Origin of the sequence: Halomonas ramblicola (assembly GCF_030409215.1) — a bacterium.
GTDB lineage: Bacteria > Pseudomonadota > Gammaproteobacteria > Pseudomonadales > Halomonadaceae > Halomonas > Halomonas ramblicola.
In genome coordinates, this window is sequence record NZ_JAUFPL010000016.1 from 231,638 (window position 1) to 253,924 (window position 22,287).

General features: G+C 69.4%; 23 protein-coding genes. 16 read left to right on the forward strand and 7 right to left on the reverse strand.

Annotated elements, in window-relative coordinates:
* Position 1 precedes the first annotated feature (1 nt).
* A complete protein-coding gene (locus QWY80_RS04065; RefSeq protein ID WP_290229421.1) occupies positions 2-343 on the reverse strand; it encodes a hypothetical protein in 342 nt (113 codons plus the stop codon).
* Between the two features lie 191 nt (positions 344-534).
* On the opposite strand from QWY80_RS04065, the gene QWY80_RS04070 reads away from it, so the two are divergent.
* The 8 genes from QWY80_RS04070 to QWY80_RS04105 all read left to right on the forward strand — a co-directional run bounded on the left by QWY80_RS04070 (position 535) and on the right by QWY80_RS04105 (position 9,644).
* A complete protein-coding gene (locus tag QWY80_RS04070) occupies positions 535-1,260 on the forward strand; it encodes a response regulator transcription factor (protein WP_290229422.1) in 726 nt (241 codons plus the stop codon).
* Positions 1,257-2,741: a sensor histidine kinase gene (locus tag QWY80_RS04075; protein WP_290229423.1), complete on the forward strand. Its 1,485-nt coding sequence runs from the start codon at positions 1,257-1,259 to the stop codon at positions 2,739-2,741. Before QWY80_RS04070 ends, QWY80_RS04075 begins: the two co-directional genes overlap by 4 nt.
* Positions 2,742-2,880: 139 nt before the next feature.
* Entirely contained in the window at positions 2,881-3,312 is a 432-nt protein-coding gene (locus tag QWY80_RS04080) for an OmpA family protein (RefSeq protein ID WP_290229424.1), read from the forward strand.
* A gap of 53 nt (positions 3,313-3,365) precedes the next feature.
* The gene (locus QWY80_RS04085) at positions 3,366-5,042 is read left to right on the forward strand and encodes a hypothetical protein (protein ID WP_290229425.1); all 1,677 of its coding nucleotides are present in this window, start codon (positions 3,366-3,368) and stop codon (positions 5,040-5,042) included.
* Positions 5,043-5,095: 53 nt separating this feature from the next.
* Complete coding sequence (locus tag QWY80_RS04090) at positions 5,096-5,983, forward strand: glycine betaine ABC transporter substrate-binding protein (RefSeq protein WP_290229426.1); 888 nt, start codon at positions 5,096-5,098, stop codon at positions 5,981-5,983.
* Between the two features lie 59 nt (positions 5,984-6,042).
* Positions 6,043-7,242 (forward strand): toxic anion resistance protein, encoded by a 1,200-nt coding sequence (locus QWY80_RS04095; protein ID WP_290229427.1) that lies wholly within the window; start codon positions 6,043-6,045, stop codon positions 7,240-7,242.
* Positions 7,243-7,294: 52 nt separating this feature from the next.
* The gene (locus QWY80_RS04100; protein WP_290229428.1) at positions 7,295-8,950 is read left to right on the forward strand and encodes a hypothetical protein; all 1,656 of its coding nucleotides are present in this window, start codon (positions 7,295-7,297) and stop codon (positions 8,948-8,950) included.
* Between the two features lie 31 nt (positions 8,951-8,981).
* Positions 8,982-9,644: a hypothetical protein gene (locus QWY80_RS04105; RefSeq protein WP_290229429.1), complete on the forward strand. Its 663-nt coding sequence runs from the start codon at positions 8,982-8,984 to the stop codon at positions 9,642-9,644.
* Between the two features lie 16 nt (positions 9,645-9,660).
* Here the strand turns inward: QWY80_RS04105 and QWY80_RS04110 are convergent, their stop codons facing one another.
* Entirely contained in the window at positions 9,661-11,058 is a 1,398-nt protein-coding gene (locus QWY80_RS04110) for an aminotransferase-like domain-containing protein (RefSeq protein ID WP_290229430.1), read from the reverse strand.
* Positions 11,059-11,167: 109 nt separating this feature from the next.
* On the opposite strand from QWY80_RS04110, the gene QWY80_RS04115 reads away from it, so the two are divergent.
* Positions 11,168-11,770 carry a LysE family translocator gene (locus tag QWY80_RS04115; protein ID WP_290229431.1) on the forward strand — a complete coding sequence of 201 codons (603 nt, stop codon included), beginning with the start codon at positions 11,168-11,170 and terminating at the stop codon, positions 11,768-11,770.
* A 30-nt stretch (positions 11,771-11,800) separates the two neighbouring features.
* Here QWY80_RS04115 and QWY80_RS04120 read toward each other — a convergent pair whose 3' ends face one another.
* Positions 11,801-12,748 (reverse strand): threonine ammonia-lyase, encoded by a 948-nt coding sequence (locus tag QWY80_RS04120; RefSeq protein WP_290229432.1) that lies wholly within the window; start codon positions 12,746-12,748, stop codon positions 11,801-11,803.
* A 93-nt stretch (positions 12,749-12,841) separates the two neighbouring features.
* On the opposite strand from QWY80_RS04120, the gene QWY80_RS04125 reads away from it, so the two are divergent.
* Positions 12,842-13,084, forward strand: coding sequence for a type II toxin-antitoxin system Phd/YefM family antitoxin (locus QWY80_RS04125; RefSeq protein WP_290229433.1), 243 nt, complete (start codon positions 12,842-12,844; stop codon positions 13,082-13,084).
* A complete protein-coding gene (locus QWY80_RS04130) occupies positions 13,081-13,344 on the forward strand; it encodes a Txe/YoeB family addiction module toxin (RefSeq protein WP_290229434.1) in 264 nt (87 codons plus the stop codon). The genes QWY80_RS04125 and QWY80_RS04130 overlap by 4 nt, the downstream gene beginning before the upstream one ends.
* A 39-nt stretch (positions 13,345-13,383) precedes the next feature.
* Here QWY80_RS04130 and QWY80_RS04135 read toward each other — a convergent pair whose 3' ends face one another.
* Positions 13,384-14,472 (reverse strand): class I SAM-dependent methyltransferase, encoded by a 1,089-nt coding sequence (locus QWY80_RS04135; RefSeq protein WP_290229435.1) that lies wholly within the window; start codon positions 14,470-14,472, stop codon positions 13,384-13,386.
* 111 nt (positions 14,473-14,583) lie between these two features.
* Here QWY80_RS04135 and QWY80_RS04140 point away from each other — a divergent pair, with 111 nt between their 5' ends.
* Complete coding sequence (locus tag QWY80_RS04140; RefSeq protein WP_290229436.1) at positions 14,584-15,612, forward strand: GlxA family transcriptional regulator; 1,029 nt, start codon at positions 14,584-14,586, stop codon at positions 15,610-15,612.
* An 80-nt stretch (positions 15,613-15,692) separates the two neighbouring features.
* On the opposite strand, the gene QWY80_RS04145 is transcribed toward QWY80_RS04140, so the two are convergent.
* Positions 15,693-16,955 carry an allantoate amidohydrolase gene (locus QWY80_RS04145; RefSeq protein ID WP_290229437.1) on the reverse strand — a complete coding sequence of 421 codons (1,263 nt, stop codon included), beginning with the start codon at positions 16,953-16,955 and terminating at the stop codon, positions 15,693-15,695.
* A gap of 187 nt (positions 16,956-17,142) precedes the next feature.
* Positions 17,143-17,973, reverse strand: coding sequence for a FadR/GntR family transcriptional regulator (locus QWY80_RS04150; RefSeq protein ID WP_290229438.1), 831 nt, complete (start codon positions 17,971-17,973; stop codon positions 17,143-17,145).
* A gap of 112 nt (positions 17,974-18,085) precedes the next feature.
* Here QWY80_RS04150 and QWY80_RS04155 point away from each other — a divergent pair, with 112 nt between their 5' ends.
* The 3 genes from QWY80_RS04155 (at position 18,086) to QWY80_RS04165 (ending at position 19,593) form a co-directional block, all read left to right on the forward strand.
* Positions 18,086-18,754, forward strand: coding sequence for a DUF1028 domain-containing protein (locus QWY80_RS04155; protein ID WP_290229439.1), 669 nt, complete (start codon positions 18,086-18,088; stop codon positions 18,752-18,754).
* Positions 18,755-18,868: 114 nt separating this feature from the next.
* Positions 18,869-19,237 (forward strand): YciI family protein, encoded by a 369-nt coding sequence (locus QWY80_RS04160; protein WP_290229440.1) that lies wholly within the window; start codon positions 18,869-18,871, stop codon positions 19,235-19,237.
* A 2-nt stretch (positions 19,238-19,239) separates the two neighbouring features.
* Positions 19,240-19,593, forward strand: coding sequence for a DUF1428 domain-containing protein (locus QWY80_RS04165; RefSeq protein ID WP_290229441.1), 354 nt, complete (start codon positions 19,240-19,242; stop codon positions 19,591-19,593).
* Position 19,594: 1 nt separating this feature from the next.
* Here QWY80_RS04165 and QWY80_RS04170 read toward each other — a convergent pair whose 3' ends face one another.
* Complete coding sequence (locus tag QWY80_RS04170; protein ID WP_290229442.1) at positions 19,595-20,500, reverse strand: cation diffusion facilitator family transporter; 906 nt, start codon at positions 20,498-20,500, stop codon at positions 19,595-19,597.
* A gap of 191 nt (positions 20,501-20,691) precedes the next feature.
* Between QWY80_RS04170 and QWY80_RS04175 the strand changes: the two genes are divergently transcribed.
* The gene (locus QWY80_RS04175) at positions 20,692-22,281 is read left to right on the forward strand and encodes a glutamate synthase-related protein (RefSeq protein ID WP_290229443.1); all 1,590 of its coding nucleotides are present in this window, start codon (positions 20,692-20,694) and stop codon (positions 22,279-22,281) included.
* Positions 22,282-22,287 lie beyond the last annotated feature (6 nt).

Here is a 22,287-nt window from a genome sequence, read left to right on the forward strand (position 1 = left end):
CTCACATGGCGTCGTCGTCGGCCATCATGTCATCGTCCTCCTCTATCATGGCGTCGTCCTCGTCCATGGCCTCCTCGTCCATCATGGCGTCTTCTTCCTCCATGGCGTCGCCCATCGCCTCGCCGGCCATGGCATCGTCTTCCATGCCCTCGGCCGTGGTGCCTTCGTCCGCCATGGCGTCGCCCATCGCCTCGCCGGCCATGGCATCGTCTTCCATGCCCTCGGCCGTGGTGCCTTCGTCCGCCATGGGGTCGCTGGCCAGGGCGGTCCCCGGCAGCAGCAGGGCGCCGGCGAGCAGGGCGGTGAAGAGGGCGGTTCGGGGGGAGTGCAGCAGGGTGATCATCGTCTCGTCTCCTTGCGTGGCTTCTCGTGGGGTCGGGCCGTCGGTCGACGGCAAGGACCACGCTAGCCGGGCGCCGCGGGCGCTTTCCTCACGAAAGCGTCACGGCCGACGATCCCTTTCGTGATGGTTTCGTGATACACCGCCGGTGGGTTCGGCCCTAGAGTAGGGGCAGAGGAGGGCGAGAAACCGAGATGTCCAACCGGATCCTGTGTGTCGAAGACAATCCCGAGATCGGCGGGCTGCTCACCGAGGCCCTGGCCGGGGCGGGCCATGCCTGCGACTGGGTGCGCGACGGCGAGGCGGCGCTGGCGTTGCTGACGGCCGGGGCCGAGCGGCCGCGTTACGACCTGGTGATGCTCGACCTGATGCTGCCCGGGGTCGATGGCCTGGAGGTGTGCCGCCGGCTGCGCGAGCGCGACGACCCGACGCCGGTGCTGATGGTCACCGCCAAGGCGGCGATCCGCGACGTGGTGGTGGGGCTGGAGCTCGGCGCCGACGACTACGTGACCAAGCCATTCGCCATGCCCATCCTGCTGGCCCGGGTCCAGGCCCTGCTGCGTCGCGGCGGGCGGCGCCCGGCCGGCGACGACGGCATCACCGAGGCCGCGCCCCTGGCCTTCGGCCCCCTGGTGGTCGACATCGACCGCCACCGCGTCACCCTGGAGGGGCGCCCGGTCCGGCTCACCGGCAAGGAGTTCGCCCTGCTCGCGCTCTTCGCCCGCCATCCCGGCCACGGCTTCACCCGCGGCGAGCTGCTCGATCGCGTCTGGGGCGAGGAGTTCGACGGCTACGACCACACCGTGAACACCCACATCAACCGCCTGCGCAACAAGATCGAGGCCGACCCGGCGCGGCCGCGCTTCATCCAGACGCTGTGGGGCGTGGGCTATCGCTTCGTCGGTGACGAGGGCCCATGAGGGGGCTGCTTCGCCGACTCGGCCGCCTGGGGCGCAGCCTCTATGCGCGTATCGCCCTGGTCTACCTCACCGGCCTGTTGCTGCTGTCGGTGGCCACCGCCTGGATCGCCATCAGCCAGTTCAACCAGCTCGCCCAGGAGCTGCAGCAGCGCCAGGAGATCGGGCTCGCCGGGAATCTCGCCCGGGTCATGGCGCCGGCCCTGCATCGCGGCGCCGACAGTCCGGCCGCCCGCGACAGGGCCCGACACATCCTGTCGATCAATCCCTCGCTGTCGCTCTACGTGCTGGACGAGCGGGGCCGGGTGATCGCCGACTACGCCGAGCCCGCCTGCACGACGGGGCGGCGGGTGGACACCGCGGCCCTGGAGACCCTGATGGACGAGGCGCCGATGCTGCCGGTGATGGCCGTGGCGCCCTGCGCCGAGGCCCCGGGCATCTTCTCCGTGGCGCGCATCCGCCACAGCGAGCAGGGGCAGCCCGGCTACCTCTACGTCGACCTGGACAACGCCGGCCAGGCCTCGATGTTCGCCATGCTGCGCACCAGTTCCATCACCCGCACCCTGGTGGTCGCCGGCCTGCTGGCGCTGCTGGTGGCCGGGGTGCTCGGGCTGGTGTGGTTCGCGCTGCTGACGCGGCGCTTCTCGCACCTGACCGGGGCCGTGCAGCGCTTCGCCGGCGGCGACTACGGGCAGCGCATCGCCGCCCCGGGGGACGACGAACTGGGGCGCCTGGCCCGGGCCTTCAACGACATGGCGGGGACCCTGGAGGCGCAGCTCCAGGCCCTGCAGGAGACCGATCGCCAGCGCCGCGCGCTGATCGCCAACCTCTCCCACGACTTCCGCACCCCCCTGACCTCGCTGCGCGGCCACGCCGAGCGGCTGCAGGCCCGGGACGCACCGCCGGACGCGCGCACCCTGACGGCGATCCTCGGCAACGTCGAGCGGCTGACGCGCCTCGCCGAGCAACTCTCGACCCTGGCGCGGCTGGACGCCGACGACCGCCCCCTGCAACGCGAGCCCTTCTCGCTGTGCGAGCTGGCCCATGACATCGTCGGCAAGTTCCAGCCCCAGGCGCAGCAGGCCGGGGTGCACCTGGAGGTGGCCTGCGACCCGGCGCTGCCGCCGGTCGATGCGGACCTGGGGCTGATCGACCGGGTACTCTCCAACCTGCTCGACAACGCCCTGCACGCCACCTCGGCCGGGGGCCGGGTGCGGGTCGCGGTCGAGGCCCGGCCGGCGACGCTGCGCCTGACGGTCGACGATGACGGGGTCGGCATCGACGCCGAGGACCTGCCGATGGTCACCCAGCGCTTCTATCGCACCCGCGCCGGCCGGGAGCGTGGCGAGGGCTCGGGGCTGGGGCTGGCGATCGTGCGCGAGATCTGCGAGCGCCATGCCGCGCCCCTGGACATCGACAGCCGGCCGGGCGAGGGCACCCGGGTCAGCGTCGCGCTGCCCCGCGCCCGCACGATACCGCGGTGAGAGGAGATGAGGGACTTATCGCGGCCGACTCCTGGCGTGGCCGAGCCGGGCGATGTCGTTGCTGGTTCCCGGCTCCTTCGTCCTATAGACTGACCTGTGCCGCAAAAGAAAACAGAACATAACGGATTGTTTACATCGAATGGAAGCAAAGCGATTCTTCGGTCTCGCGTTGGTCATCCTCGCGATCCTCATCGCCGCTGGTCTCGGTTTCGTGGGCCGTGACCAGCAGACCCGCGCGTTCACCATCGATTTCCAGCAGGGTCGTACTCTCGCGGACGAGAGTGACGTCGTCATCGCTCGTATCGCCACCCTCATGAGTCGCCAGCCACGCTACGCGGCGCTGGTCGTCGGCCACTCGGGCACGCGTGGCGACAGCAGCGCCAACCTGGAGCTCAGCCGCGAGCGTGCCGAGATCGTCGGCCGTCAATTGAGCGACGAAGGCATCGACGGCGACCGTATCGAGATCCATGCGGTCGGCGGAGGCGAGCCCCTGACACGGCGGGATGATGAAGACGAGCGCAGTTACCAGCAGCGTCTCGCCCGTGTCGAGATCGAATTGGCCTACCGATGAGGGATCCCATGGCATTGCGCAAGGCAACCGGACTCGTGTGGTTGGCGGCCGCATTGACGACCACGACCGCGTTCGCCGACATGCCGTCCCTGGACGACGCCGTGGAGGCACCGACCCGGGCGTGCCGGCCCAGTGACACGCTGCAGGTGCCCCTGGGTCGTTCCGGCGTGGACCTGGTGCCGTTGTTTGCCAACGGCTACGCCCTGGAGACGGCGGACAACAGCCACTTCGACCGGGAAGGCCTGGAGGTGGAACTGGTCGCCGGGCAGGACCTGCCCGGCCGGGTCGAGGCGTTCCTGCGCTGTGACGCTCCGATCCTGCGCGCGACCCAGGGGCAGTTGCAGCTGGTGGCCGAACTCACCGCGAATGACCCGGGCATCGAGATGGTGGCGATCTACCAGCACGGCTGGTCGTCCGGGGCGGATCACCTGGTCGCGCGGGAGGGGCTGCAGAGCCCCCGGGACTTCGCCGGCAAACGCCTGGCGATCGGGGCGTTCAGTCCCCAGCTGGACCTTCTCGCGCACCTCGAGGATGCCGGACGGAATCAGAGCCGCCGGGACGACACCGACGATTGGGAATCGATGGAGCTGGTACTCACGGAGCATGCCCACGGCCTGTATGACGAGTCCCCCGGCGAGCGGTTCTTCGACGATGACAGCATCGATGCGGCGCTGATGGAGTGGGATGACGCCTCCGTGCTCACCAGCGGCGGGGATCGCGGGACCGGGGCGGAGGGCTCCGTCGCCGGGGCGCATATCCCGCTGTCCACGCGCTCCGCGAGTCGGGTCGTGTCGCATGTCTATGCGGTCCGCCGGGATTACCTCGAGGCCAATCGGGACCAGGTCGAGCGCTTCATCGCGGCGCTGTTCCGCGCCGAGGAGGTCGTCCGCGAGCGGGTGGCGACCGCCGTCGTCGACTGGGAGGCGGTGGCGGAGCACCTGCTGGGTGACGCCGGGGAGGCGGATCGCGCCGAGGCCCGCTGGTCCAATGTGGAGACCGTCGGTCTGCAGGGCAATGTCGACTGGGCGAATCCGGACCACCCTCGCAGCTTCGCCAACGTCAACCGGGAGCTGGGCCAGGGGCTGCAGGCCCTGGGGCTCATCCGCCAGCCCCGGTCGCTGACGGTGGCGACCCTGGATTACGGCAGCATCGCCGATGGCATCTTCGACCAGCGGCGCGTGGACCTGCCCGACTTCGACAGGGACGAGGCGGCGCGCGCCATCGACCAGAGCCGGGCCGCCGGCGATCTCGAAGAGCGCACCGTGACACGCTTCGCCATCACCTTCGAGCCCAACCAGACGGACTTCCCCGCCGAGCAGTATGCCGATGACTTCGACGAGGTGATCACCGCCGCCACCCGATACGGCGGTGCGGTATTCACCGTCGAAGGCCATGCCGACCCGCTGAAGTACCTGCAGCGCCGCTCCGACGGGGCCGGCTCGGAGGAACTGCGTTCCATCCGGCAGTCGGCGGATAACCTGAGCCTGGCGCGGGCGCGCGAGGTGCGCGAGAGCCTGGTGGCCTATGCCGGCGGGGAGGGCGTCGCCCTGGATGAGAGCCAGTTCGTGACCGAAGGCAGGGGACTGCACGAGCCGGCCACGGGCCTGTGCAGCGGCGAACCCTGCCCGCCGCAGACCGAGGCCGAATGGCGGTCCAACATGCGGGTCGTGGTTCGCGCCGTCCGCATGGAAGCCGAAAGCAGTGCCTTCAGCCCGCCCGATGAGTGGTAGCGGCGGAGCTCGCCACGTCGACCCAATCGCATGGAAGAGCAGAGGAAAGCACCATGACCCCCAAACAGCACTCTCCCGTACGCCGCCGCATCGCCCTGGCGTTCGCCTTGCCACTGGCCATGTTCTCGTCCCTGGCGCCGGCGGACCTGGGGCGCCCGGACGTGCGCATCGGCTGGACCGCCTGGAGCGACGCCGAGGCGGTGTCCAAGCTCACCGCGCTGACCCTGGGGGGTGTCGGGCTCGATGTGGAGCTGACGCTGGCGAACATCCAGGCCCAGTACCGCGGCCTGGCCGAGCAGAACCTGGATCTCATGCTGATGTCCTGGCAGCCGCATACCCACGGTAGCTACCTGGAGCGCTACGGGGATGAGCTGGAGGACCTCGGGGTACTCTACGACGGCACCTCCATGGGGCTGGCCGTGCCCGACTACGTGGACGATTCCATTCGCACCATCGCCGACCTGGCCGAGCATGCGGAGCGGTTCGACGGCGTCATCACCGGCATCGACCCGGAGGCCGGGCTCATGGCGGACACCCGCGAGGCCATGGAGCACTACGGCCTCGATGCGTTCGAGCTGACGGAATCCTCCGGGCCGGCCATGACCCTGGCCCTGGGCGAGGCGTTCGAGGAAGAGCGCCCCATCGTCGTCACGGCCTGGCGACCCCACCGCAAGTGGGCGGCCTATGACCTGCGCTACCTGGAGGATCCGGACGGCATCTTTCCCGAGGAGGAAGCCGTCCACGCCATGGCCCGGCAGGGGCTTCGCGAGGAGCAGCCGCAGGTGGCGGCGTTCATCGGGCGCATGGAGTTCGAACTGGACGACCTGGAGGCGCTGATGGCGGCGGCCGCGGAACAGGGTCACCGCACGGCCATCCGCGACTGGCTCAATGCCAACCAGCAGCGGGTGACTGCCTGGCTCCAGGGGGATGGCACGCAATAACCGGAGAGCACCATCACGCACGGGCTTTTCATTCCGAGGGCATAGCAGGGGAGCGCGACATGACCAACGACACCACCGCCGCCGATCACGAGATGAACACCGCCCTGGCACCGCCTCCGCCGGCACCGGAAGTGGCGCCGGAAGAAACGGAGAGCAAGGTACCCCTGCCCGCCGAGCGCCAGACGGCACTGAGTGCCCAGGCAGACGCCTTCGTGGCGGGCGTGATCGAGGCCGAACCGGAGAGCGAGCCGTTTCGCGAGCACGTCCAGCAGGCCCACCAGTTGGGCAACCAGCAGATGCAGGAGGCCGCGCAGGTCTCCAACCGCCTGCTGGAAAAGCCGGTGAAGGCCATGGACCAGGGGGCCCTGTCCGGTGACAGCGACGTTTCCCGGTCCCTGCTGGATCTGCGGCATACCGTGGAGAAGCTGGATCCGTCCCGTCGCGACGACCTCTTCCAGCCGCGCAAGCTGCTCGGGTTCATCCCCTGGGGCAACAAGCTCCACGACTACTTCCGCGAGTACCAGTCCGCCCAGTCGCACATCGACGCCATCATCAAGAGCCTCTTCGCCGGCCAGGACGAGTTGCGTCGCGACAATGCCGACATCGACGAAGAGAAGCGCCACCTCTGGGGCGTGATGCAGAGCATCGAAGAGTACGTCTACCTGGCCAAGACCATCGACGAGCGGCTCGAACGGCGCATCGACGAGATCGCCGCACAGAACGAACACAAGGCCCGGGCGGTGCGTGAAGAGATGCTCTTCTACGTGCGCCAGAAGGTACAGGACCTCCAGCAACAGCTGGCGGTGGCGGTGCAGGGCTACATGGCCCTGGACATGATCCGCAAGAACAACCTGGAGCTCATCAAGGGCGTCGAGCGTGCCACCAGCGTCACCATCTCCGCGCTGCGAACCGCCACCGTCGTGGCCCAGGCGTTGACCAACCAGCGCCTGGTGCTGGAGCAGATCCAGGCCCTCAACGAGACGACCGGCAACGTCATCGAGGGGACCAGCGAGATCATGCAGAAGCAGTCCGCGCAGATCCATGAGCAGGCGGCGGGCAGCACCATCGACATGGATCAGCTCACCAACGCGTTCAACAACATCTACGCGACTATGGACGACATGGCGGACTTCAAGACGAAGGCCCTGGACAACATGAAGCAGACGGTGGCTTCCCTGGACGGCCAGATCGGCAAGGCCCGGGCGCGTCTGCAACACTCCGGGGACGCCCGTTCCGGTGTCGATGCCTCCTCGCGGTGAAACACGGGCGCCCGGTCACGCAGGAAGCGGATATCCATCAGGGGAGTTTCATATGCGCCATCTCATTGTGCTCGCCGGGCTGACACTCGGTGCCATCGGTGTCGCCGAGGCGGCCGACGACCGGCAACTCGCCGATGCCGTGGCGGGCCGCTACCAGGCATGCGGTGACAGGGCATCATTGATCCTGCCGTTGGCCCGTTCCGGCCTGGATCTCGTGCCGCTCTACGCCAATGGGTACGAGACGCAGACCGTCGCCGGCAGCCCCTTCGATGAGCAGGAGCTCGATGTTCGTCTGCGCGAACCGCAGGACCTGCGCGCCCAGTTGGACGCCTATCTGGCCTGCGAGACGCCCATCATGCGCTTGAGCCAGGGGCAGGCGCTGCTCGCTGCGGCGGCCACCGAGGCGCACGCTGGCAGCGCCATGGTCGCCTTCTATCAGCACGGCTGGTCGGTGGGCGCCGACGAGCTGAGGGGCCGTGACGGCGTCGACGGCGTGGCGGACCTCAGCGGCGGGACCCTGGCGGTCGGCCCCCATGCGGCGGGGCTCGATCTGCTCGCCGAGGCGACCCGCACCGGCAGGGAGCAGGCCGGTGACGCCTGGGAAGCACCGACCATCGTCATGACCGACGACGCCTCGGGCGGGGCCGGCGATACCCCGGAACGGCGGCTCGCGGCCGACGGGGAGGTGGATGCCGCGCTGGTGGCGTCGGATGCGTCCGGCGATGAACCTGCCCTGCTGTCCACCCAATCCGCCAGCCGCGCCGTTTCGGGGATCTATGTGGTGCGCCAGGACTACCTGGAGGCCCACCGCGACGAGATCGAGCGCCTGGTGACCGCGCTGTTCAATGCCGAAGAGCAGGTCCGCGAGGACGTCACCACCCAGATCGTCGACTGGTCCACCGTGGCCGCCCACCTGCTGGACGATCCCGAGGCCGGCGAAACCGCCAGGACCCTGTGGCGCCAGGTGGAGACCGTCGGGGTACAGGGCAACGTGGACTGGTCCCGGCAGGACGGGGGCCTGCGCTCTTTCCCGCGGCTCAACGAGGAGATCGCCGGGGAACTGCAGGCGGTGGGCCTGCTGTCGGATCGGCCGTCGCTGGCATTGGCGGAGATGGACTACGGCGCCCTGGCCGAGGGGGTCTTCGACCAGCGCCGTGCCGAACTCTCCTCGTTCGACCCGGAGGCCGCCCGGGCGCTGCTGTCCGAGCAGCGCCAGACCGGCGATATCGACGGGCAGACCCTCGTCAAGTTCGAGATCCATTTCCGGCCCGACCAGGATCGGTTCCCGGCCCGCGAGTACGCCGAGGACTTCGCCGAGGTCATGGACACCGCCCAGCGCTACGGCGGTGCCCTGTTGACCATCGAAGGGCATGCCGATCCGAGCCTCTTCCTGCAGCGGCGCTCCGCCGGGATACCCGAGCGGTTGTTGGAGCAGCACCGCGAGAACCTGCAAGCGTTGAGCGAGGCCCGGGCCGCGTCGGTCCGGCAGTCCGTGCTCGCCTTCGCGGATGACCACGACGTCCGCCTGGACGCCAGCCAGCTGGTCAGTGAGGGGCTCGGCATCAGCGATCCGGCGACCGGGCTCTGCGATGGCGAACCCTGCCCGGTGTCCACCGCCGAGGAGCGCGCCGACAACCGGCGCGTGGTGTTCCGCGTGGTGGAGATCGAGGCGGAAAGTGAAGCCTTCACACCGCCGACCACCTGGTGAAGGGCGAGGCAACGGACAGGAGCGTTCAGTGATGCAGCCGTTCGAGATCGTCCGTGAACTGGTCGCCGGGGGGATCGGGGCGCTGGGCGTGCTGGTCCTTCACTTCGGCATGCCCCTGCCGCACTGGCAGCTTCCCGGGCTGGACCTGGTACTGGCCGCTGCCCTCGGCGGCATGCTGTACGCCGGCGTCCGCCTGAGCTGGACCACGCGCCCGGGCCTGATCGAACGCCTGCTCGGCGTCGAGGTCGATCTGCGTCTGCCGGATGTCAGTGACGAACCGGACGACCTGAGGGCGGCGTTGCGCCACACCCTGGATACCGCCGGCAGACAGGTGACGGCGTCCATGCTCGAGCCGCTGGAGCGCATCGACCGGGCCGTGCATGCCGTGCTGGACAGCGACCTCGGCAATACCGCCGGGCGCCAGGCGCAGTACACCATCACCGCCACCGTTCACCGCTACCTCCCGGATACCCTGGAGCGCTATTTCCAGCTGCCCGAGGATGTCGCGCATGCGCCGCTCGGTGACGACGGCAGGAGCGCGCATGACATGGTGGTGGAGCAGCTGGGCGTGCTCGCCTCCGAGACCGAGTCCATCCTCGAGGACATGCATGCGGGCAAGGTCCGTGAGCTGTCCGCGCACGGCCGCTTCCTCGAGGACCGCTTCAATACGGCGGACGACCTGCTGCAGCGATAGCGGGCCGCGGCGGGGCCTATAGCGTTCGCCAGGGCGAGGGCGGCGGCGCCTCGAGCGTCTCGCGCAGGGTGTCCAGGGCGGTGGCCAGCGCCTCGCGGGAGGCGGCGGCGCCCAGGCACAGGCGCACCGCCTGGGGCGCCGGCTCGCTGCCCACGCAGAAGGGCTCGGGGCCGGTCAGGCGCACCCCGCGCTCCTCCAGCGCCGCCAGCAGCTCGGCACTGCGCAGCCCCTCGGGCAGCGGCAGCCAGAGGTTGTTGCCGTGGGGGCGGCCGGTGGGGGCATGGTCGGCCAGGCGCTGCCGGGCCAGGCGCTGGCGCTCGGCCAGCTCCGCGGTCTGCCAGGCCAGCAGCCGCTCGGCGTCCTCGTTCTCCACCCAGCGGCACACCGCCTCCACCATCAGCGGCGGCACCATCCAGCTCTGGGCGCGCAGCGCCGCGCCCAGTCGCTCGCGCAGGGCCTCCGGCACCAGCAGGGTGCCGATGCGCAGGCCGCCGGCCAGCACCTTGGAGGTGCTGAAGGCGAACAGGGTGCGCTCCGGCGCCAGCCGGTAGAGCGGCATGCCGCGCTCCGCCTCCGGCAGGTACTGCACCCCGTCCTCCAGGATCCAGAACTCGTGGCGCCGGGCCAGCTCGGCCAGCCGCTCGCGCTTGGCCTCGCCGAGTACCGCCCCGGTGGGATTGTTCTGGTCCGGGGTGACATAGACCAGCCGCGGCGGCTGCTGGGCGCAGAGCCGTGCCAGGGCGTCCAGGTCCATGCCGTCGGCCTCCAGCGGCACGGGGAGCGCCTTGAGGTGGGCCTGGCGGGCAGCGCCGACCAGGCCGGGGTAGGTGAGGGCGTCGGCGGCGATCCGCTCGCCGGGTCGGGCCAGGGCGCGCAGGGTCAGGTCGATGCCGTGCTGGCCGCCCTGGGTGACCACCAGGGCGGCCGGATCCGCCGGCATGCCGAGCCGGGTCAGCCAGGCGGCGAGCCGCTCGCGGTGGATCGCCAGGCCGCACTCCGGCTGGTACTCCACGGCGCGGTTCAGCACCGCCTCGTCCCGGGCGATCTCTGCCAGGACGCGCCCCAGGGCCGCGGCGCGCAGCGGATGGGGCGGCGGCAGGCTCAGGCTGAGGTCGATCAGGCCGTCGACGGGCGCCTCCTGGCTGGCCAGGAAGGGTGCTGGCTCGCCACGCTCGGTGCCGCGCACATAGGTGCCGCTGCCCACCCGGGCGGCCACCCAGCCCTGACGCTCCGCCTCGGCGTAGGCGCGGGTCACGGTGCCCACCGTCACCTTCAGGGCGTCGGCCAGGCGGCGCTGGGGCGGCAGGCGCTGGCCCGGGGCCAGCTCGCCGGACTGGATCGCCCGGGCGATGGCATCGCTGATGGCGCGGTAGCGGGGCGCCTGGTGGTCGAGGGTCGGAATCCAGATTGTCATGGTGACAATAAAACCTTTGACGGCGTGATTGCACTGATTATGCTGGAAATTGTAGGCAATGATCTCGCCAGAAACCACCAAAAATCCAGAATTGTATGGGTGCAATGCAATGGAAGCCTTGGCATTCCTGGGGCCGGCGGCCCTCTACATGATCTCCATGACCATCACCCCGGGGCCCAACAACGTGATGCTCACCGCCTCCGGGGCCAACTACGGCTTCCTGCGGACCCTGCCGCACATGCTCGGCATCCTGGGGGGCTGTTTCCTGCTGTTCGCCGGCATCGCCCTGGGGCTCGGCCTGCTGTTCGAGCGCTATCCGCTGGTGCAGACCACGCTGCGCCTGGTGGGCAGCGCCTACCTCCTCTACCTGGCCTGGCGCATCGCCACGGCGCCGCCGCCGGACCTGCGCCGGCGCGGCGAGGGGCGGCCGCTGAACTTCTGGCAGGCGGCGGCCTTCCAGTTCGCCAACCCCAAGGCCTGGGTGATGGGCCTGGCGCTGATGGCCGGCTTCCTGCCGGAGGAGGGCGACGTCCTGGTCAATGCCATCCTGCTGGCCGGCTTCGCCGAACTGGTGGGCTTTCCCTGCATCGCGCTGTGGGCCGGCTTCGGCACGGCCATCGGCCGCTGGCTCGATACCCCGCGCGCCTGGCGGATCTTCAACGGCGTGATGGGCGTGCTCACCGCCGCCTGCGTGGTCTTCATCCTGGGGTGAGGACCCCGGGCCGATCGAGCCGGCACCGGATCACAGGAACGCCTCGAGCTCCTCGCGGCCCATATTGCCGCCGGTGATCACTACCACGATGTCGCCCTCGGGCGGCAGCGTCACGGCCTCCTCCAGCAGGGCGGCCACGCCCACGGCGGCGCCGGGTTCGGCGGCGAGCTTGGCCCGGTAGAGCAGGTGGCGCACGGCGTGGTGGATGGCGGCCTCGTCCACGGTGGCGAGCGCCTGGACGTTCTTCCTGCTGAGCGGATAGGTGCGCTCGCCGACGATGGCCGCGGCCAGGCTCTTGGCGCAGGTGTCGACCCGCTCGAGCCGCGCTGGGCCGTCTTCCGCCCAGGCGTGGGCCATGCTGGCCGCGCCCGTGGGTTCCACGCCGATCAGCGAAAGCGACGGGCGCAGGCTGGCGGCGGCCACGCCGATGCCGCCGATCAGCCCGCCGCCGCCGATGGGGCAAAGGATCGCCTGCGCCTCGGGGGCCTGCGCGAGGATCTCCAGCCCCACCGTGCCCTGGCCGGCCATGATGCGCTCGTCGTCGTAGGGGTGCACCAGGGTCAGGCCGCGCTCCTCCACCAGGCGGTGCATCAACTCCCAGGCGGCATTGATGTCGCCGTGCAGTATCACCTCGGCGCCGAGCTCGCGGCTGCCTGCCACCTTGAAGGGGCTGGCGTTCTCGGGCATCACGATGGTCACCGGCACCTCGGCCTGGCGGGCCGCCCAGGCCAGCCCCAGGGCGTGGTTGCCGGCCGAGACGGCGCCAAGCCCGCCTGCGAGTTCCCCGGGCCCGGCGGTGCGCAGCCAGTTCAGGGCGCCCCGTGCCTTGAAGGAACCGGTGCGCTGGAAGAGCTCGCCCTTGAGCCAGGCCCGCCGGCCCAGTCGGTCGCTCAAGGCGTGGTCGAGCACCAGGGGCGTGGGGGAGAGGGTGTCGGCGAGGCGCGCCTGCGCCTGCTGAATCCGTGGCAGATCGATCATCTCGTGAACTCGCAGAGCATTTGTTTGTCGTACCGTTTGACGTACGTTTGGGGCGGCGTACACTCAACTCGAATGATCAACAGGGGGCCCAATATGCCGACCATGACAGCCAGCGAAGCCCGCGCCAACCTCTATCGGTTGATCGACGAGGCGGCTAGCTCACACCAGCCGCTATTGATCTCGGGGAAACGCAACAAGGCGGTACTGATCTCCGAGGAAGACTGGGAGGCGATTCAGGAAACGCTGTTCCTGCTCTCGGTTCCCGGCATGCGCGAGTCGATTCGCGAGGGCATGGCGGCGTCCGTTGACGAGTGCAGCGAGGAGCTGGACTGGTGACGTGGCGGCTGGTCTATACGAAGCAAGCCCAGAAGGATGCAAAGAAACTGGCATCGAGCGGCTTGAAGCCCAAGGCCCAGGAACTATTGAACCTTCTGGCCGACGATCCCTTCCAGAAACCTCCTCCCTTCGAAAAGCTCGTCGGTGATCTCTCCGGAGCCTACTCCAGACGCATCAATATCCAGCATCGCCTGGTCTACCAGGTGCTGGAGGATGAGGGGGTCGTCAAGGTGTTGCGGCTCTGGAGTCACTACGAATAGGAGAAGGCCCCCTGCCGTGACAGGAGGCCTTCGTCGTGCTCAGGGTCGGCAGACGAAGTAGTCGTTCTGGATATCGTGCTCGAGCTGGTGGACGCGGATGTCGCGGAAGCCGGCCTCCTCCAGGTAGGCCAGGGCGCGCTCGCGGCCCCACATGGTGCCCAGCCCCTCGCCGCCCTGGGCCAGCGACACCGTCATGCAGTGGCTCAGCGACACGGCGTAGAGCATCGCCCCCAGCGGGTGCTCGCGGTCCTGGTGGTGGTGGCTCGAGGCATGGATGTCCTGCACCAGGTAGACGCCGTCGGCGGTCAGGGTGCGGTGGATGCCCGCCAGCAGCCGGCGCGGCTGGGCCTGGTCGTGGATGCCGTCGAAGGTGGTGACCAGCTCGAAGGCCGCGGGCGTGGCGGTGGCGTCGAAGTCGCTCAGGTCGCGCACCTCGAAGCTGAGGTTGGTGAGCCCGGCCCGTTCGGCCTGATCGCGGGCCCAGCCGATGGCTTCCGCGGAGAGGTCGTAGCCGACGAAGCGGCTTCTCGGGAAGCGCTCGGCCATGGCCAGCAGGGCCCGGCCGCGGCCGCAGGCACAGTCCAGCACCCGGATGCCGGCCTCGAGCCGCGCGATCAGCCCCGGGGCCAGCGGCAGGATGGCGTCGAACAGCGCCGGCAGCACCGTCTGGCCGCTGTCGCTGGCCATCACCTCGTGGAAACGCGGATAGCGGGAGTAGGGCACGCCGCCGCCCTCACGGAAGCAGCGCACCACGTCATCCTCCACGCTGCCCAGCAAGGGCATAAACTGGGCATAGACGGCCAGGTTCACTGCGCCTCGGTCGGTGAGCAGCTCGGCGCGCTCGTCCGGCAGCCAGTAGGTGGCGCTCTCGGGATCGGTCTCGACCACCTCGGCCGCCACCATGCCGCCGAGCCACTCGCGCACGTAGCGCTCCTGCAAACCGCTGCGTTCGGCCAGGGCGTGGCTGGTGAGCGGCGCTTGGCCGGCCAGGGCGTTCAGCAGCCCGGTACGGTGGCCGAGCGAGGTCAGCAGCAGCAGGCCGCCGTGGTTGAGGGCCTGTACCATCCGCGACTCGAAGTCGCTGGCCTCGGCCGGTCGGGATGTCGTCGTGACGGCGATATCGCACATGATCATGCTCCTCTTGTCGTGGTGGGATGGCGATGGGGCCACGGGAGCACGATACGTCCAGTGCGAGGCCGCCACGCAGGCGTATCGCGACGCAAACGAGGGTTTTCTGCCATGAGTGAGCCCGAGCGCCGAGGGGTGGCGACCATCGCCCTGCTGGCCGGCCCCGACGCCACTGCCTCCACCCTCTACGGCATGTACGACATCCTCGGCTCGGCGGGGCGCGACTGGTCGCTGCTGATGCACGGCCGGGCGGGGCAGCCGCTGCTCGCGCCGCGCATCGTCTCCCGCGACGGGCGCGGCTTCCGCACCGGCAACGGCGCCTGGATCGAGCCCCACGCCGCCCTGGAGGCGCTGCCCGCGCCGCAGGCGGTGTGCGTGCCCGAGCTCTTCGTCGCTCCCGAGGCCAGCCTGGCCGGCTACGGCCCGGAGATCGCCTGGCTCAGGAACTGCCACCAGGGCGGTGCCTTGCTCGCCGCGGCCTGCACCGGCGCCCTGCTGTTCGCCGAGGCGGGGCTGCTCGACGACCAGGACGCCACCACCCACTGGGCCTACTGCGACGCCCTGGCGCGGCGCTTCCCGCGGGTGCGGGTGCACGCCCACCGCAGCCTGGTGGTGAGCGGCGAGGGGCAGCGGCTGATCATGGCCGGCGGCGGCACCACCTGGCTGGACCTGGCGCTGTTCCTGGTGGCGCGGCTGGTGGGCGTCGACGAGGCCATGCGCCTGGCACGCATCAACCTGATCGACTGGCACCAGGACGGCCAGCAGCCCTACGCCGCCCTGACCAGCTCGCGCCAGGTGGCGGACGCCTGCATCAGTCGCTGCCAGGTGTGGGTCGCCCGGCACTACGACACCCCCTCGCCGGTGGCCGGCATGGTGCGCGAGAGCGGCCTCACCGAGCGCTCCTTCAAGCGCCGCTTCAAGGCCGCCACCGGCATGACGCCCATGGAGTACGTGCACACCCTGCGCCTGGAGGAGGCCAAGCAGTATCTGGAGAGCGGCGACGACCCCATCGACGCGGTGGCCGAGCAGGTGGGCTACGCCGACCCCAGCTTCTTCCGCCGCCTGTTCGGCCGCCGGGTGGGCCTGACGCCGAGCCAGTACCGGCGGCGCTTCCGCGCCATGCGGCTGCGCCTGCAGTGAGGAAGGGCAAATGCCGGGGTGGGGGCGCCCGAGGGTGTCGATGAGCTGGAGGTACTTGTGGGGGATGGGACGCAATGGCGTCATGCCGTGTCGTGGCGCCGGGCCAGACGGTGGCAGACATGGGTCAGGACCTCGACGGCGGCCGTCAGGTCCTGGGGCTTGATCGCCTCGCCGGGATGGTGGCTGACGCCCCCCTCGCAGCGCAGGAAGAGCATGCCGATATCGCACAGCGAGTGCATGGCCAGACCATCGTGGCCGGCGCCACTGAACAGCACCCGTGGGGAGATGCCGCTGTCCCGCACGGCCCCTTGCAGCTCGCCGCAGAGCCACTCGGAACACCGCACGGCCGACTGTTCGTAGGTCAGCGTCTGGTCGAAGGTCAGCCGCCTGGCGGCCAGCGACGCCTCGATCCGCTCGCGCAGCGTCTCCCGGGCCCGGCGCCGGATCTCGTCGCGGGGCGAGCGCAGCTCGATGGAGAGGGTGGTGGTCTGGGGGATGACGTTGACCCCATTGGGGGCGTTGTCGATCTTGCCCACCACCCCGACCAGCTCCTCGGTCTCCCGGCAGAGGGCATCCACCAACTGGATCACCCCGGCGGCGCCGACCAGGGCGTCCTGGCGCACCTGCATGGGCACCGTGCCGGCATGCCCGGCCAGGCCGTGAACGGTCAACTGGTGGCGCTCGATGCCGGTAATGGCGCTCACCACGCCGACCGGCAGGTCGGCGAGCTCGAGCTGGGGGCCCTGCTCGATATGGATCTCGAGGAAGGCGATGACCTCCTCGGCGGCATAGCGATCCTCGGCGATGCGCTCCGGCCGACAGCCGAATGCCTCGAGGGCCTGTTTCAGCGTCACCCCGGCGTCATCGGTGGCGTCCAGCATGGCGCTGTCGAAGGTGCCGGCGAGCACCTTGGAGCCCAGCAGGGTCGAGCTGAAGCGCGAGCCCTCCTCGTCGCTGAACGCCACGACATCGAGGTGGAAGGGCAGCTCGATGCCGTTGTCCCTGAGGTACTTGACCAGCGCCAGGGGCAGGATCACGCCCATGATGCCGTCATACTTGCCACCGTTGGGCACGGTGTCCTGGTGGGAGCCGAGCAGCAGGGTACGGGCATCCGGATTCGCGCTGGCATGGCGACCGATCAGGTTGGCCCCGTTGTCCTCGCGTACCGACATGCCCAGCTCCCGCATCCAGGCGGTCAGGGCGTCCAGCGTGGCGCGGTGCTCGGGGGTGGCGCACTGCCGGGTGACGCCGTCGTGCTGGGGGTCCTGGGTTTCACTGAAGCGGGCCACCGTCTCCAGCCATTGCCACGCCTGCTCGGCGGCCTGCTCGAAGGAACCGTTCATTAGACCCCCTGACACTGGAATTTATCATGATAAATAGAGACTAGCGGGGGCCTTCCTGGCCTGTCAATCGCTCGGCCATGCCATCAGGTATTCGGAAGTAGCTGATATAGCAACAAAAATCGGGCGAAAAACAATTTGTTATGATAAATAGGGCCGGTGCCGGCAGGGTCGACCCTGTGACTATTGTCTAAGTGTTGGATGCGTCGGCGGAGAGGTCGCGCAGCGCCAGGTATTCGCGACTCGGCGCCCCGTCATCGGTGCCGTCGGCCCGGAAGAAGGCCTTGTCGAGCGTGGCCTCCCGCGCCTCCATCAGCGCCTGGGCGGCCTGCATGTGCTCGGTCATGATCCGTTGCGCCTCGTCCATGGCCTCGTCGCGCAGTGCCTCGACCAGCCGGCGCTGGAAGTGGTAGCCGCGCTGGCGCAGCTCCGGATAGGGCTGCTCGTAGATCCGCTGGCAGGTGGTCAGGCTCATCAGCAGCCGGATCATGAAACGGCACATCAGCGCCAGCAGGGGGTTGGGGCAGTAATCCACGAGTACCAGGTGGAACTCCAGCTCCTTGATGCGCTGGGTGCGCTCCTCCTCGAGGGAGGCGGGAGGATGCGTGTAGTAGGCCATGACCGCCTCCAGGCGCCGAAAGGCGGCCTCGTCCAGCTTGCCCTCGAGACTCGCCACCATGGCCGGCTGGAGCTGCTTGCGCACCTCGTAGATGTCGTGGATGGTCGGGGGACGGAAGAAGAAGTAGTTGCCCAGCAGCTCCATGGCACGGTCGTCGCTCACCTCGCAGATGAAGGCGCCGCCGCCGGGGCCGGTGCGGGTCTGGATCAGTCCCTGGGCCATCAGGCCACGCAGTGCCTCGCGGATGGTGCCCTTCGAGGCATCCAGGGCCTCGACCAGGTGGGATTCCTGGGGCAGGCGATCGCCCGGGCCGAGTCCATGACGCGCGATGTACTCCTTGATGGCTTCGCCGATCACCTCGGGGCGCGTGCGGCGAGCGGTGTGGCGTGGTGACTGGCTCATCACTCTCCTTACTGCGGGGGCTGATGGGGATTTTATTTATCATGATAAAATGGCGTGCCGCGCAACGCCAATGTCGTGCCACCCTCGTCGCCTCTTGCCTACGGAGTGCCCCATGACCTTCAGCCTCATCGCCCTGGATGCCGACCGCCGAACCCTCGGGATTGCCTGTGCGACGGGAGGGCCCGCGCTGGGCGGCTTCGTACCGCACCTGCAGCCCGGTGTCGGCGCCGCGATCACCCAAGGGTACAGCACCAATGTGATGGCCGCCGAGCGTGGCCTGGCGCGACTGGCCGCCGGTGAGGCGGTGAGCTCGGTGGTGGACGAGCTGCGCCACGCCGATCGGGGCGAGGCCTGGCGGCAGCTGGCCCTGATGGATCGCCACGGGCAGGTGGCGGGCTGGACCGGGGCGAGCAACGTGCCGGTCTGCGACATGCACCTGGTGCCCGGCCTGGCGGTCGCGGGCAACATGCTGGGGAGTCGTGAGGTGGTGCCCGCCATGGTGGCGGCCTACCAGCAGGGGCGAGCGGCGGGCCGGACGCTGGCCGAGGCGCTGCTGGAGGCCCTGGTGGCGGGGCAGCGCGCGGGGGGCGACCACCGCGGGGTCTACTCGGCGGCGCTCAAGGTGCGTGCCCCCGGCGGCCTGCCGCTCGACCTGCGCATCGACCATGCCGCCGATGCCGTGGCGGCGCTGGGCGGGCTGTACCGGCGCATCCGGGACGACAAGGACTTCCAGGCCTTCCTGGCACGCCTGCCCACCGGCGAGGCACCGCATCGCCATTGAGCTTCCTCCGGAATCCCGGGCGGCGAGTCGTCGGTACCGTGCCGGCGTGTCGATTCCTCCGGTCGTCGTTCGACCCAGGAGGGTGAGGACGATCCACCTGGAGGAGAGAACCGCATGAAGTACGCCGCACTGGTCTATTACCAGGAGAGCATCACCGACGCCATGACCGAGCGGGAGTGGCATGACCTCAACCAGCAGTGCCTGGCCGGCGTGAAACGCCTGACCGACCAGGGCCAGTTCCTGGGCGGCCAGGCCCTGCAATCGGTGGGCAGCGCCACCAGCGTGCGGGTGCGCGACGGCGAGGTGCTGGTCTCCGACGGGCCCTTCGCCGAGACCAAGGAGCAACTGGCCGGCTTCTACCTGCTCGACGCCCGGGACCTGGACGAGGCCCTGCAGCTGGCCAGCCGGATTCCGCCCGCCCGCTTCGGCACCATCGAGGTGCGCCCGGTGCGGGAACTGCCGCCCAGAGACGAAGGAGCCTGATCATGAGCTATGTAGATGGATTCGTTGCCGCGGTTCCCACGGCCAACCGCGAGCAATATATCCAGCACGCCCGCGTTGCCGCGGTGGTGTTCAAGGAGCTCGGCGCCCTGAAGGTGGTGGATGGCTGGGGGGACGATGTACCGGAGGGCAAGGTCACCTCCTTCCCCATGGCGGTGAAGTGCCAGCCGGAGGAGACCGTGGTCTTCGGCTGGATCACCTGGCCTTCCCGCGAGGTGCGCGACCAGGCCATGGCCAAGGCCATGGAGGACCCGCGTATGCAGCCCGACGTGAACCCCATGCCCTTCGACGGCAAGCGGCTGATCTACGGCGGCTTCGAAGTCATTATCGACGAGTAGCCTAGGCCCAGCGCCGGTCGGCAGTGAAGGCCACCGTGAACCAGCGTCGCTCCGGCGGGATGGAGAGCCCGGCGCCGATCTGCTCGCGGATCTCGTCCATCAGGGCAACGCCCTGGCCCGCGGCGAACTCGGGCGCGGTGACGATGTGGATCTCGATGAAGTGGCCGCGCCCGCTCTTGGCCACGTGGCTGTAGTACTCGAGCAGCCCCTCGCGCGCCATCACCGGCGCCATGGCATCGTGCACCTGGCGATCCAGGGCGCTGGGGGCGATCAGGAAGATCTCCTTCAGCGCGCGACGCACGATGCCGATGGGCACCGGCATGAAGCAGGCCGTCAGCACCATCAGCAGCAGCGAATCGATGTAGGGCGTGAGGTGGGCATAGGCGCTGCCCTCCAGCCCCAGGGCGACGGCGAAGGCCGCGAGCAGCGCCAGCGTGATCAGGCCGGCCATCAGCCAGCTCTGGGTGTCGATGCGCAGGAACTCCGAATCCACCCGGCGGTTGATGCGCCGCTCGTAGCCGTACATGGCGAAGCAGACGCCGGCCACCACCGCGGCATAGACGATGGCGTAGTCGAAGGCCAGCTCGCGGCCACCCTCCATCAGCCCCTGCACGGCGTTGAGGAAGGCGTAGAAGCACAGCAGCATCAGGATGCTGCCGTTGAGGGCCGCCACCATGGGTTCCAGGTGCCAGTAGCCGTGCTGGAAGTGCTGGCTGGCCTCGCGCACCGCCAGGCGCGCCACCAGCAGCGCCAGGCCCGACATGGCGGCATCGATGGTGGAGAAGACCCCGTCGAAGAGGATCGACTGCGAGCCGGCCAGCAGGCCGAAGGCCACGCCGAGGGCCGACACTGCCAGGGTGGTGACGATGGAGAGCTTGAGGGTGCGCTGTTCGAGGGCGGCGGACATGGACATCTTCCCTGTTGACCAAGCCTTCCAGTCTAGCCGAGCCGCGCACGGCAGGGGAGGCCCCAGTCGGCGGGTGGCGGCCGGCCAGCGTTGAACCACGGCCGCCTGGCGCCGCGCCGCGACTGGCGAGGCCGCGGGCCCTCTTCCAGACTGACGAGGATGACGACACTCCCCGAACTCAGGAGCCTGCCATGAGCCAGCCGGTCATTGCCGATAACAAGCCCAGGAAGGTGGAACTGAAGAAGGGCGAGGAGTACTTCTGGTGTGTCTGTGGCCGCTCGCAGAATCAACCCTTCTGCGACGGCTCCCACAAGGGCACCGGCTTCGCGCCCAAGCGCTTCGTGGCCGAGGAGGATCGCGATGCCGTGCTGTGCCAGTGCAAGCAGACCGGCGATGCCCCCTTCTGCGACGGGACCCACAAGCAGTTCGGCAAGGAGCTGGTGGGCAAGGAAGCGCCGGAGCCCGAGGATGCCCAGGCCAAGGATCAGGCTCCCAAGGCCGAAGATGCCCAGGCCAAGAATCAGCCACCCAAGGCCAAGAACACCGAGGAGGAGCCCACGGTGGAGTTCATCCACCAGTTGGCCCGGGAAGGCCTGGAGGGTGTGGGGCCCCATGGCCCCATTACTGCCATGGGCGTGCCGCGCCACACCCTGCCGCACTGGGACGACCTGCAGCTGATGGTGGCACAGCTCGCCACCCAGCCGCTGCGCGACGACGCCGAGGTGGCCTCTCGCCTGGTGGTCGGCCCCGAGGCGAAGAAGCCGCTGACACTCGAGATGCCGCTGCTGGTCTCCGACATGAGCTTCGGCGCCCTCTCCGAGGAGGCCAAGATCGCCCTGGCCCGCGGCGCCGAGATGGCCGGCACCGGCATCTGCTCTGGCGAGGGCGGCATGCTGCCGGAGGAGCAAGAGGCGAACTCCCGCTACTTCTTCGAACTGGGCAGCGCCAAGTACGGCTACGACGAGGCGCTGCTCGAGAGGGTGCAGGCCTTCCACTTCAAGGGCGGGCAGGGCGCCAAGACCGGCACCGGCGGCTTCCTGCCGGGCCACAAGAATGTCGGCAAGATCGCCCAGGTGCGCGGCCTGACCGAAGGCGAGCCGGCCCAGTCCCCGGCCACCTTCGAAGACATGCACAGCGTGGCGGACTTCCGGCGCTTCGCCGACCGCGTTCGCGAGGTCACCGGCGGCATTCCGGTCGGCTTCAAGCTCAGCGCCAACCATATCGAGCGCGACATCCAGTTCGCCCTGGACGCCGGCGCCGACTACCTGATCCTCGACGGCCGCGGCGGCGCCACCGGGGCGGCACCCGCCATGTTCCGCGACCACATCAGCGTGCCGACCATCCCGGCGCTGGCCCGCGCCCGGCGCTACCTGGACCAGCAGGGCGCGAGCGGGCGCGTCACCCTGATCGTCACCGGCGGCCTGCGCCTGCCCATCGACTTCGTCAAGGCCATGGCACTGGGAGCCGACGGCGTGGCCCTGGCCAACAGTGCCATCCAGTCCATTGGCTGTGTCAGCGCGCGCATCTGTCACACCAATAACTGCCCGGCCGGCGTGACGACCCAGCGTGAAGACCTGCGCCGGCGGCTGGATGTCGACAAGTCGGCCAGGCAGCTCGACACCTTCCTGCGCGCCTCGCTGACGCTGATGCAGATGATGGCGCGGGCCTGTGGCCACGACAGCCTGGCCAAGCTCAATCCCGACGACCTGGCCACCTGGAACCGGGACATGGCCCTGCTCAGCGGTGTGCGCTATGCCGGGGTGATGGGACCGGCGCCCTGAGCGGAA